The organism is Pseudomonas sp. Ps21-P2 (assembly GCF_039672565.1).
Taxonomy (GTDB): domain Bacteria; phylum Pseudomonadota; class Gammaproteobacteria; order Pseudomonadales; family Pseudomonadaceae; genus Aquipseudomonas.
The window spans coordinates 222,540-234,695 of sequence record NZ_JBDFPL010000002.1 but is presented as its reverse complement, the minus strand read 5'-3'; the positions used below and the strand labels follow the sequence as shown (position 1 = coordinate 234,695).

At 62.5% G+C, this 12,156-nt stretch carries 7 protein-coding genes; 6 read left to right on the top strand and 1 reads right to left on the bottom strand.

The window, feature by feature from the left end; all coding sequences use genetic code 11:
• Positions 1-62 precede the first annotated feature (62 nt).
• The 5 genes from ABEH28_RS04965 to ABEH28_RS04945 all read left to right on the top strand — a co-directional run bounded on the left by ABEH28_RS04965 (position 63) and on the right by ABEH28_RS04945 (position 5,326).
• Positions 63-1,163 carry a DUF2333 family protein gene (locus ABEH28_RS04965; RefSeq protein WP_192173430.1) on the top strand — a complete coding sequence of 367 codons (1,101 nt, stop codon included), beginning with the start codon at positions 63-65 and terminating at the stop codon, positions 1,161-1,163.
• Between the two features lie 3 nt (positions 1,164-1,166).
• Complete coding sequence (locus ABEH28_RS04960; RefSeq protein WP_192173429.1) at positions 1,167-1,712, top strand: NUDIX hydrolase; 546 nt, start codon at positions 1,167-1,169, stop codon at positions 1,710-1,712.
• 163 nt (positions 1,713-1,875) lie between these two features.
• Positions 1,876-2,247 (top strand): translation initiation factor Sui1, encoded by a 372-nt coding sequence (locus tag ABEH28_RS04955; protein ID WP_192173428.1) that lies wholly within the window; start codon positions 1,876-1,878, stop codon positions 2,245-2,247.
• A gap of 181 nt (positions 2,248-2,428) precedes the next feature.
• Positions 2,429-4,342, top strand: a complete 1,914-nt coding sequence (gene speA, locus ABEH28_RS04950) for an arginine decarboxylase (protein ID WP_346629290.1) — start codon at positions 2,429-2,431, stop codon at positions 4,340-4,342.
• A gap of 90 nt (positions 4,343-4,432) precedes the next feature.
• Positions 4,433-5,326: an alpha/beta hydrolase gene (locus tag ABEH28_RS04945; protein ID WP_192173473.1), complete on the top strand. Its 894-nt coding sequence runs from the start codon at positions 4,433-4,435 to the stop codon at positions 5,324-5,326.
• Here ABEH28_RS04945 and ABEH28_RS04940 read toward each other — a convergent pair.
• A complete protein-coding gene (locus ABEH28_RS04940) occupies positions 5,316-6,656 on the bottom strand; it encodes an MATE family efflux transporter (protein WP_346629289.1) in 1,341 nt (446 codons plus the stop codon). The genes ABEH28_RS04945 and ABEH28_RS04940 overlap by 11 nt on opposite strands.
• Positions 6,657-7,176: 520 nt before the next feature.
• On the opposite strand from ABEH28_RS04940, the gene ABEH28_RS04935 reads away from it, so the two are divergent.
• Entirely contained in the window at positions 7,177-12,105 is a 4,929-nt protein-coding gene (locus tag ABEH28_RS04935; RefSeq protein ID WP_346629288.1) for an alpha-2-macroglobulin, read from the top strand.
• Positions 12,106-12,156: the final 51 nt, after the last annotated feature.

Genomic DNA, 12,156 nt, shown 5'->3' with positions numbered 1-12,156 from the left:
ACGCACCTTGCTGTAAGGTTGCGGTCAGAAGCACTGAATTCCGTGATTGAAAGGACAAGGCCATGCTGGATTGGAAGAAGCGCTCGGGCAGCGCGGGAACTGAACGCGTTGACGAAAAGCCGATGGGCAAGGCGCCTCGGGGTTCTCGGGGGTATTGGGGCGGCCTGTTGTTCAGTCGTGCCGTCGGGGCCGTGGTGGGTATTTATCTGGTGGTCACCGTGGTGCTCGGCATCTGGTGGAGCAGCGAACCGCCACTGTTTCCGGTCCAGCAGCAAGCCCAGGCCGCCGCACAAAGTGAAGGCAAGCAGATGGTGTTGGGCTACACCACCGTCGAAACCCTGAAGACCGTCGCGTCCACTTTGCTGGATAAGCCGGGCGGTTACATTTCCAACGATCGTTCGCCGCCCGGCCTGTGGATGGACAACATGCCGAGCTGGGAGTACGGCGTGCTGGTCCAGGTGCGCGACCTGAGCCGCGCACTGCGCAAGGACTTCGCCCGCTCGCAGTCGCAGTCTGCCGAAGACGGCGATCTGGCGCGCGCCGAGCCACTGTTCAACTTCGACAATAAAAGCTGGGTGCTGCCTTCGAGCGAGTCTCAATACCGCGACGGCATCGCTGCGCTGAGCCGCTACCAGGCGCGCCTGTCTGACCCCAATCAAAAGGGCGCGCTGTTTTACACCCGCGCCGACAACCTGAATAACTGGTTGGGCGACGTGGGTACGCGACTGGGCTCTCTGTCCCAGCGACTGTCCGCCAGCGTCGGTCGGGTCAAGCTGAACAGCACCCTGAAAACCGAGGCGCAGTCCACGGTCACGGTCAAACCGGGCGAAGTGCCGCAGGTTGACGAAGAAATCGTTGAAACCCCATGGATGCAGATCGACAACGTCTTCTATGAAGCACGCGGTCAGGCCTGGGCGCTGTCGCACCTACTGCGTGCGATCGAAGTCGATTTCGCCGATGTGCTGGCGAAGAAGAATGCAACCGTCAGCGTGCGTCAGATCATTCGTGAACTGGAAGCCTCGCAAGAGCCGATCTGGAGCCCGATGATCCTCAACGGCAGCCCTTTCGGTATCTTCGCCAACCACTCGCTGGTCATGGCCAACTACCTGTCCCGTGCCAACGCGGCGGTGATTGACCTGCGCCAGTTGCTGTCCCAAGGCTGATCGATGAGCGTTTCCGATCAAGAGGCCGCCCACCGTGCGGCCTCCGACGCCGAGCTGATTGCCTGGGTTGATCGTCACGATCAATCCCTCGGCGCGCTGCCCCGGGCAGAGCTGCGTGAGCGCGGTCTCATCGGACGCGGCACCTATATCCTGCTGTTCAACTCGGCCGGTGAGCTGTGTGTGCATCGACGCACGCTGAGCAAGGCGATCTATCCCGGGTATTGGGATGTGGCGGCGGGCGGCATGGTACAGGCCGATGAAAGCTACGAGCTTTCGGCAGCGCGCGAGCTGGAGGAAGAGTTGGGCGTCTCTGGCGTGCCGCTTACCCCTCACGAACGTTTCTTCTTCGATCAGCCGGATAACCGACTGTGGTGCGCGGTGTTCTCTGCAGTCTGGGACGGACCGCTGAAACTGCAGCCGGAAGAAGTGCTGGAAGCGCGCTTTCTCAGCATCGATCAGGTGCTGCGCGAAACCACCGAAAAGCCTTACTGCCCGGACTCGCTGGCCGCCTTCAGGCGCTATTTGGAAGGCGTCGCAAAAGTCCCGTAAATTGGCGCATATTTGCTCTTAGCATCGGCGCCTTTTGCCGTTACACTGCGCGACTTTTCACGCCGGACCGTTCTTTCGATCCGGTAGCGCTGCCCCTGCCTGAGTGGGGCTTCGCGGTCGGTTCCCGCCGGCCAGACTTCGCTCCTCAACAAGAGGATTGCCGGTGGCCAAAAAAGCCGCATCCTTCGCCGCCCTCGGTGGCCTGGTATTTTCAACCGACGCCGGTCGGCATTGTCCCGACTGCCGTCAGCCCGTCCACGCCTGTACCTGCAAAAGCACGCTCATCCCGGAAGGTGATGGTATTGCCCGCGTGCGCCGCGAAAGCAAAGGCCGGGGCGGCAAGACTGTCACGACCGTCGCCGGCGTTCCGCTGGCCGAAGACGCGCTCAAGGACCTGGCAAAGACCCTCAAGCAACGGTGTGGAACCGGCGGCGCGCTGAAGGATGGCGTGATCGAGATCCAGGGTGACCACGTCGAAACGCTGTTGGCCGAGTTGGTCAAGCAGGGTTTCAAGGCGAAGAAGTCGGGCGGTTGAGCCGACTGTTTCGAGCCCGTTGATTTAGTCGTCGGTCTGGCCGCATTCATCCATGCAAACTCTGCTGCGCAATGCGGGTCTACTGCCCACAGCGAGCAGGCGCCAAACCGTCATTTCCACGCTCTACACTGCGCCCAGCCGGTCAGGCCGGGGCTTTATGACTTTTCTATAGGGGACTTTGATGTCCGTACGACGCACACGCAAAGACGATGGCAGCCAATGGACCGTGGCAGACAGCCGCAGTGTCTACGGGATCCGTCATTGGGGGGCCGGTTATTTCGCAATCAACGAAGCCGGCCGCGTTGAAGTTCGCCCCAATGGGCCGACCAGTTCGCCCATCGATCTTTACGAGCAGGTCGATCAGCTGCGCAAGAGCGGCTTGTCCCTGCCACTGCTGGTGCGTTTCCCTGACATTCTGCAGGACCGCGTGCGTCAGTTGACCGGTGCGTTCGACGAGAACATCGCCCGCCTGGAATACCAGAGCAAGTACACCGCGCTGTACCCGATCAAGGTCAACCAGCAGGAAGCGGTGGTGGAAAACATCATCGCCACGCAAAACGTGTCCATCGGCCTCGAAGCCGGCTCCAAGCCTGAGCTGATGGCCGTGCTGGCCCTGGCGCCGAAAGGCGGCACCATCGTCTGCAACGGCTACAAGGACCGCGAGTTTATTCGTCTGGCCTTGATGGGTCAGAAGCTGGGCCACAACGTCTTTATCGTCATCGAGAAAGAGTCCGAAGTCGAACTGGTCATCGAAGAAGCCGCCGAGCTGAAGGTCTCGCCGCAAGTAGGTCTGCGTGTGCGCCTGTCGTCCCTGGCGTCGAGCAAGTGGGCCGACACCGGTGGCGAAAAGTCCAAGTTCGGGCTGTCCGCCGCGCAGTTGCTGTCGGTCGTCGACCGCTTCACCAAGGCAGGCCTCGATCAGGGCATTCGTCTGCTGCACTTCCACATGGGCTCGCAGATCGCCAACCTGGCGGACTACCAGCACGGTTTCAAGGAAGCGATTCGTTACTACGGCGAGCTGCGCAACCTTGGCCTGCCGGTGGATCACATCGACGTGGGCGGCGGTCTGGGTGTCGACTACGACGGCACGCACTCGCGCAACGCCAGCTCGATCAACTACGACATGGACGATTACGCCGGCGTCGTGGTCGGGATGCTCAAGGAGTTCTGCGACGCCCAGGGCCTGCCGCATCCGCACATTTTCTCGGAAAGCGGCCGCTCGCTGACCGCGCACCACGCCATGCTGGTGATCCAGGTCACCGACGTCGAGCGTCACAACGACGAAGTGCCTGAAATCACCGACAAGGAAAGCCTGCCGGAAACCCTGCAGTGGTTGATCGATCTGCTCGGCCCGACCGACATCGAAATGGTCACCGAGACCTACTGGCGCGCCACGCACTACATGAGTGACATCGCGTCGCAGTACTCCGACGGCAAGATCACCCTGGCGCAGAAGGCTTTGGGCGAGCAGTGCTATTTCGCGGTGTGCCGTCGTTTGCACAACTCGCTGAAAGCCCGCCAGCGTTCCCATCGTCAGGTGCTCGACGAACTCAACGACAAGCTGGCCGACAAGTACATCTGCAACTTCTCGGTGTTCCAGAGCCTCCCGGACACCTGGGCGATCGATCAGGTGCTGCCGATCATTCCGCTGCATCGTCTGGACGAAGAGCCACTGCGTCGCGCCGTGCTGCAAGACCTGACCTGCGACTCTGACGGCAAGATCAATCAGTACGTCGACGAGCAAAGCATCGAGACCAGCCTGCCGGTGCACTCATTGAACGAGGGTGAGGACTACTTGCTGGGCGTGTTCCTGGTCGGCGCGTATCAGGAAATTCTCGGCGACATGCACAACCTGTTTGGTGACACCGATTCGGTGAACATCTACCAGAACCAGGATGGCAGCGCGTATTCGGCCGGGATCGAAACCCACGACACCATCGAAGACATGCTGCGTTACGTGCACTTGTCGCCGGAAGAACTGATGACCCATTACCGGGACAAAGTCGCCAGCGCCAAGATCACCCCGCGCGAGCGCACCCAGTTTCTGGATGCCTTGCGTCTGGGCCTGACGCGGTCGTCCTACCTGTCGTCGTGATGAGGTAGCGACTCCCAAAAACGGGCCCTTGTGGCCCGTTTTCGTTGTCTGCACAGTCAGGCGTCCTTCACTGTTTCGGGAGCATGAATGATGATCAAGCTGGCGCTCAAAGCGGTGTTCGCCGCCTGGTTGATGACCTTGCTGATGGCTTGCACGCCGCTGAAGGTGCTCAACGCGTTTACCCCGAGCAGCACGTTCAGCAGAACGTCTGACTTGGCGTACGGCCCGGACCCGCGCAACAAACTCGACATCTACACGCCCAAAGATGCAGCGCCGGACGCGCCCGTCGTCGTGTTTTTCTATGGCGGCAGCTGGATCAGCGGATCGCGGGGTGACTACGCCTTCGTCGGTGAGGCGCTCGCGTCCCGGGGCATCGTTGCGGTGCTTGCCGATTACCGGTTGTACCCGCAAGTGCATTACCAGGAACTGCTGCAGGACAGCGCCCAAGCGGTGGGCTGGACCCACGCGCACATTCGTCAGTACGGCGGTGATCCGGGGAAGTTGTATGTGATGGGCCACAGTGCCGGGGCCTACAACGCCGCGATGCTTGCTCTGGACCCAAAATGGCTGGCGGCAGCGGGTACGACGCCTTCCATCATCAAGGGCTGGATCGGTCTGGCCGGGCCCTATGATTTTCTGCCCATCGACGACCCGGAAGTGAAGCCGGTGTTTTACTTCCCGAATTCGCCGCCCGACTCGCAGCCTATCAACCATGTCAGCGCAGCGTCACCGCCGGCGTTGCTGATCGCTTCCGCCGATGACACGGAGGTGAACCCGCAACGCAACACGGGGGGCATGGCCAGTCGTTTGCGCGCTCAGGGCGTGTCAGTGCGCGAGGTGTATTTCTCTCGCACCAGTCACCGCACGCTGGTGGGTGCACTTGCCCGCCCATTGCGCAGCCTGGCGCCGGTGCTGGAGGAGGTCGCAGCCTTTATCCACGCACAGGATCAGGCGCCGGTGTCGAGCGTCTCGGTCAGCCGTTGAACCAAGCGCCGCTGCGGTTGAGCTTCAACGCCAGATACCCCAGCGTCAGCGCCCTTAATGCCATGAACAGCAAAAACGCCAGCCACAGACCGTGGTTGCCGAATCCGCTTGCCAGCCAGGCAAACGGTGCGGTGATCAAGGCCGTGACGACCATGGCATTGCGCATCTCGCGGGCGCGGGTGGCGCCGATGAAAAGGCCGTCGAGCAAGTAACTCCAGACCGCGACAAAGGGCAGCACGGCGAGATAGGGCAGATAGACGAAGGCGATGTCGCGCACTGCGGTGATGTCGGTCTGCATCTCGATGAACAGGTGCCCGCCCAGCAGAAACAGCGCCACAAACGCGACGCTGCAAATCAGCGACCAGCCTCCCGAGACATTCAACGAGCGCCGCAACGCCCCGCGGTCCCGCGCGCCGATGGCGTGTCCGCAGAGGGCTTCGACGGCGTGGGCCAGTCCGTCCAGCGCGTGGGCCATCAGCAACAGCCCATTAAGCAGCAGCGCGTTGGCCGCAACGGTGGCGTCGCCCAGTCGAGCGCCTTGCACCGTGATCAGGAAGAACACCGATTGCAGGATCAGGCTGCGAATGAAGATGTCGCGGTTAACCGTGAGCAGTGGTCGCCAGCTCTGCCAGCGCTTGAGTACGGACACTGCCAGCTGTCCCGGGTATGCGCGCAAACCTCTGTGGGTGAGGGCGAGGCCAAGCAGGGCGCCGGTCCATTCGGCGATGACCGACGCACGCGCGCTGCCGACCACGCCCCAGTCCAGGCCCATGACGAACCACAGGTTCAGCGCGATGTTGACCAGGTTGGTGGTCAGCAGAATCGCCAGCGGCGCTCGGGCGTTTTGCAGCCCGAGGAACCAGCCCACCAGCGCGTAACTGGCCAGCGCGGCGGGTAAGCCGAACAGGCGGGTATGGAAGAAGTCGCGGGTCAGCTCGTTGAGATCGTCCGAGGGCTGCATCATTTCCAGCGCCAGGTGCTGGAACGGCAGGCCGATCAGCCCCAGCAGCACAGAAAACCCCATCGCCAGCAGTAAGCCCTGCAACAGCACCTGGCGCAGCGCCGCTCCGTCGTTGCGGCCGGCGGCCTGGGCAGCGAAACCGGTCGTGCCCATGCGCAGAAAACCCATCGCCCACGCGAGAAAGCTGTACAGCGTACCGCTGACCGCGACAGCGCCGAGCTGGTGAGCGTGGGGCAGGTGACCGATCACCGTGCTGTCCACCAGCGAAACAAGGGGCACGGAGATATTCGACAGAATCATCGGCGCCGCCAGCGCCCACACCTGTCGATGCGTCGCGCGCTGACGCCAGTCGTTGAAGAAGTTGGACATGAAGACTCCCGGGCAAGCGCGCGAGTGTAGCGATGACGACGCGTGAATGCAGGACTTCTGCATTCCCGTGCACCAGCCTCGGGGCGCGCCCTGTTTTTGAGTCGACCCCGGTCACTCCCACCCGTCCCCGAGCGTGCCGAGAACTCGAGCCGAAACCCGATAGTGTGGGAGTGAGCTTGCTCACGAAAGCGTCAGTACATTCAGCGCATCTCCATAGGGAGCGAAAATGCCTTCGCGAGCAAGCTCGCTCCCACCAGTCCTGGGGCGTGATTGAGAACTCGAGCCGAAACCCAATAGTGTGGGAGTGGGCTGGATTCCGAGTCGACCAAGCTCACTCCCACCAGTCCCCGAGCATGGCCGAGAAATCAAGTCGACTCCCGCAAGGGTAGGAACCATGGCTGCGTTCCCCCTCGAGAACAAACGCACAAACCCGCGGTCTATCTGCGCGCCGCGCTTTACGATTGCCAAAGCGGTGCTATAACTTCTGCTCCCTCATCGCTGCCGTCCAAATGAGTGCCTCATGCTAAACAAAGGATTGTTCCTGGCCTGCGCGCTGGTACTGCTCAGTGCCTGCGATTCCTCCACCTCCGATAAGCCCGCTTCAGCGGCGGCCACCCCTCCGGTTGCTGCGGCTTCATCAAGCGCCGCCGAGTCCGCGAAGCCCAAGCCTGCAGTAGACATTCCTGCGCTGAGCAAGCGCTACGCCGGACGCGAGTTGACGGTGGTGGACGTCTCCGAAGTTCAGCTTGATGGCGCCAGCACGCTGTCGTTGAGCTTCTCGGTGCCGTTGAACCCCGATCAGAAATTCGCTGAAAAAGTGCACCTGGTCGACAGCAAGGACGGCAAGGTCGATGGCGCCTGGGAGCTGTCGGACAACCTCATGGAGCTGCGCCTTCGTCACCTCGAGCCCAAGCGCAAGCTGGTGCTGACCATCGACCCGGGTCTGGTGGCGGTGAACAACAACACCCTGGCGGCAGAGTATTCCGCACGGCTGGAAACCTCCGATCTCCAGGCGACCGTGGGTTTCGCCAGTCGCGGCAGTCTGCTGCCGACCCGGCTCGCTGAAGGCCTGCCGGTAATCGCCCTCAACGTCGATAAAGTCGACGTCGAATTCTTCCGCATCAAGCCTGAGTCGCTGCCTGCGTTTCTTGGCTCCTGGGAAGGCTCGTCCAGTCTTGAGAGCTACCAGTCCAAAGAACTGCTGCCCCTGGCCGATCTGGTCTACAGCGGCCGTTTCGACCTGAACCCTGCGCGCAACACCCGCGAGACCGTGCTGCTGCCGATCTCGGGCCTCAAACCGCTGCAACAACCGGGCGTTTATCTGGCCGTGATGCGCGCCTCCGGGACCTACAACTACACCCAGCCTGCCACGCTGTTCACCCTCAGCGACATCGGTCTGTCGGCGCATCGTTACGCCAATCGTCTGGACGTGTTCACTCAGGCGCTGGAAGGCGGCAAAGCCCTGAGCGGCGTGGACGTCGAGCTGTATGACGAGAAAGGCCGCGTGATCGGCCAGGGCAAGACTGACAACGCCGGCCACGCCGAGCTGCCATTGCCGGCCAAGGCTGAAGTGTTGCTGGCCCACCAAGGCGAGCAGACCAGCATGCTGCGCCTGAACAGCGCCGCGCTGGATCTGGCGGAATTCGACATCACCGGCCCCAAGGCCCACCCGCTGCAATTCTTTATTTTCGGCCCGCGCGATCTCTATCGCCCGGGCGAAGTGGTGCTGCTCAACGGTTTGCTGCGTGACAGCGACGGCAAGAGCGTCAAGCCTCAGCCGATTACCGTGGAAGTGCGCCGACCGGATGAGCAGGTCAGTCGCAAGTTCGTGTGGGACGCTGACGCCACCGGGCTGTATCAATATCAATTGCAGCTGTCGGAAGAAGCGCCGACGGGTCGCTGGCAACTGGTGTTTGATCTGGGTGACGGCAAGCCGCAGCTGTATGAATTCCAGGTCGAAGACTTCCTGCCAGAACGCATGGCGCTGGAACTCAAGGGCAGCGACGCCCCGCTGGCGCCCGATGCGCCGTTCGATGTGGCGATTACCGGTCGATACCTCTATGGCGCACCCGCGTCGGGCAATCGCCTGAACGGTCAGCTGTATGTGCGTCCGCTGCGGGAAGCCGTGCCCGGCCTGCCGGGTTATCAGTTTGGTTCGGTGACCGAGGAAGACCTCAAGCAGGACCTGGAGATCGAAGACAGCACGCTCGATGCCAACGGCAAGCTGGACCTGAGCATCGACAGCCAATGGGCCAAGGCCCGTTCACCGCTTGAGCTGGTGCTGCAAGCCAGTTTGCAGGAGTCGGGTGGGCGTCCGATCACGCGGCGTCTGACCCAACCGGTTTGGCCCGCCGATGCCATGCCGGGCCTGCGCGGTTTGTTCGACGGCGAAGCCACCGACGGCGACGGTCCGGTTGAGTTCGAAGTGCTGATGGCCGACGCCCAGGGCCACAAGCTGGCTGCCGACAACCTCAAGGTGCGGCTGGTCCGCGAGCGCCGCGATTACTACTGGAACTACTCCGACAGCGATGGCTGGAGTTACCACTTCAACGAGAAGTTTCTCAACCTCTCCGAAGAAACCCTCAGCGTGAAGAAGGACTCGACGGCGAAAATCAGCTTCCCGGTGGAGTGGGGCCCTTATCGCGTCGAAGTCGAGGATCCGGCCACCGGCCTGATCAGCAGCGTGCGTTTCTGGGCTGGTTATCGCTGGCAGGACAATGCCGAAGGCGGCGCCGTGCGTCCCGATCAGGTCAAGCTGGCGCTGGACAAACCGGCCTATGCCGACGGCGACACCGCAAAAGTCACCGTCACGCCGCCGTCGGCGGGCAAGGGCTATCTGTTGGTGGAGTCGAGCGAAGGGCCGCTGTGGTGGCAAGAGATCGACGTGCCGGCCGAAGGCAAAACCTACGACATCCCGATGGACAAGAAATGGGCGCGGCATGACCTCTACGTCAGCGCGCTGGTGATTCGTCCGGGTGAACGCAAAGCCAATGTCACGCCGAAACGCGCCGTGGGCGTCCTGCACCTTCCGCTGGACCGCTCGCAGCGCAAGCTGGCGGTGACCGTCACGGCGCCCGAGAAGATGCGGCCCAAGCAGCCGCTCAAACTGAAGGTCAATGCGAAGAACGCCGACGGCACGATCCCGAAGAGCGTGCATGTGCTGGTCGCTGCGGTGGACGTCGGCATTCTCAACATCACCGAATACGCCACGCCGGATCCGTTCGCGGCGATGTTCGGCCGCAAGGAGTACGGCGCCGATCAGCTGGATATCTATGGCCAGTTGATCGAGGCCGGACGTAATCGCCTCGCCAGCCTGGCCTTCGGCGGTGACGCGGCGCTGGCCAAAGGCGGCAAGCGCCCGGAAACCAGCGTCACCATCGTCGCTCTGCAAAGCGCGCCGGTGACCCTGAACGAGCAGGGCGATGCGGAAGTCAGCGTCGACATCCCGGATTTCAACGGTGAGCTGCGGATCATGGCCCAAGCCTGGACCGACGAGCGCTACGGCATGGCAGAAGCCAAAACCGTGGTGGCGGCGCCGCTGATCGCCGAGCTGTCGGCGCCCCGATTCCTGGCGGGTGGCGACCAGACCAAGGTGGCGCTGGACCTGTCGAACCTGTCCGGCAAGGCGCAGAAGCTCAACGTGCAAGTCGTCGCAGAAGGGCAGTTGAGTCTGGCCGAAGGCGAGAGCGCCAAAGCCATCAGCCTGAATCAGGGGCAACGCACGACGCTGCAGATTCCGGTCAAGGCGCTGGGCGGATTCGGTCAGGGCGTCATTCGGGTCACGGTCAACGGTCTGGACCTGCCGGGCGAGAACCTGCCAGCCTTCAGCCGCGAATGGACCATCGGCGTGCGCCCTGCGTACCCGGCGATGCTCAAGCAATACCGCGCGGTGCTCAAGGATCAGGCATGGAGCCTGCCGGACGGCGCCCTTGAGGCGTTCGAGCCAGCGGGACGCGAGGCGCTGCTGTCGGTGTCGAACCGTCCGCCGCTGAACCTCGGCGAACAGATCCGCGCGCTGAAAGCCTATCCCTACGGTTGCCTGGAGCAGACCACCAGCGGCTTGTACCCGTCGCTTTATGCCGACGCCGCAACGCTCAAGCGTCTGGGCCTGCAAGGCGAGTCCGATGCCGACCGCAAGCGCAAGATCGAGCTGGGCATCGAGCGACTGATCGGCATGCAGCGCTACAACGGCAGCTTCGGCCTGTGGGCGGCGGACGGTGAGGAGGAATACTGGCTGACCGCATACGTCACCGACTTCCTGCTGCGCGCCCGCGACCAAGGCTTTGCCGTGCCGCCGGATGCGCTGAAGAAGGCCAACGAGCGGCTGCTGCGTTACTTGCAGGAGCGCAATCAGATCGAGGTGAATTACAGCGAAAACGCCGACCACACCCGCTTCGCCGTGCAGGCTTACGCAGGTCTCGTGCTGTCGCGCAGTCAGCAGGCACCGCTGGGTGCGTTGCGCAGTCTGTTCGAGCGTCGCAGCGATGCGCGATCGGGCCTGCCGCTGGTGCAGCTGTCCATCGCGCTGGAAAAAATGGGCGACAAACCCCGCGCCGATCAGGCTTTGCTTGCCGGGCTGGCAGCCGGTCGCAAGGCCAACGACTGGCTCGCCGATTACGGCAGCCCGTTGCGTGATCAGGCGTTGATTCTGTCACTGCTGGAAGAAAACAAACTGGCGCCGGACAAAGTCGAGGGGCGGCTGTTTGCGCTGTCCGATCAGGTCGCGGCGAACCGTTATCTGTCGACCCAGGAGCGCAATTCGCTGTTCCTCGCCGGTCGCGATCTGCTGGGCAAGCCGGAAGGCAAATGGGCGGCGACCTTGACCAGCGGCAGCAACAATCGCGAACTGAGCAACGACCAACCGGGCGTCAAACTCGACAGTTCAGTGCTGGCCGCGCCGTTGACGGTGCAGAACACCGGTGGCGACACGCTGTACCAGCAGATGACGATTTCCGGTTATCCGTCGCAGCCGCCGGCGGCCGGGGGCGAGAATTTGTCTATCACTCGCGACTACTTGGGCATGGACGGCGAGGCGCTGAATCTCAATGCCTTGAAGAGCGGTGAACTGGTCTTGGTGCACCTTGAGATCAAGGCCAAAGAGCGCGTGCCGGATGCGTTGGTAGTGGATCTGCTGCCCGCAGGTCTGGAGATCGAAAACCAGAATCTGGCGCAGAGTTCGGCGAGTCTGGAAGACGCCAGCGAGTCGGTGAAGCAGTGGCGCGAATCGATGGAAAACGCTGGCGTGAAGCATCAGGAATTCCGTGGCGATCGTTATGTGGCTGCGGTGGATCTGGAGGGCTTCAACACGGTGCACCTGCTGTATCTGGCGCGTGCTGTGACGCCGGGCGTGTACCGCGTGCCGCCGCCGCAGGTGGAGTCGATGTACCGGCCGAACTGGCAGGCACTGGGCGAAGCGCCAGCGCAGTTGGTGGTGAAGGGCAAGAAGTAGAAGAGGGGTGACGCTGGTTGCTCCCACGCTCTGCGCGGTAGCACCTCGGTC

Coding starts and splice junctions, on each gene's coding strand:
- ABEH28_RS04965 (WP_192173430.1), top strand. CDS start 63: ATGCTGGATTGGAAGAAGCGCTCGGGCAGCGCGGGAACTGAACGCGTT.
- ABEH28_RS04960 (WP_192173429.1), top strand. CDS start 1,167: ATGAGCGTTTCCGATCAAGAGGCCGCCCACCGTGCGGCCTCCGACGCC.
- speA (WP_346629290.1), top strand. CDS start 2,429: ATGTCCGTACGACGCACACGCAAAGACGATGGCAGCCAATGGACCGTG.
- ABEH28_RS04945 (WP_192173473.1), top strand. CDS start 4,433: ATGATCAAGCTGGCGCTCAAAGCGGTGTTCGCCGCCTGGTTGATGACC.
- ABEH28_RS04940 (WP_346629289.1), bottom strand. CDS start 6,656: ATGTCCAACTTCTTCAACGACTGGCGTCAGCGCGCGACGCATCGACAG.
- ABEH28_RS04935 (WP_346629288.1), top strand. CDS start 7,177: ATGCTAAACAAAGGATTGTTCCTGGCCTGCGCGCTGGTACTGCTCAGT.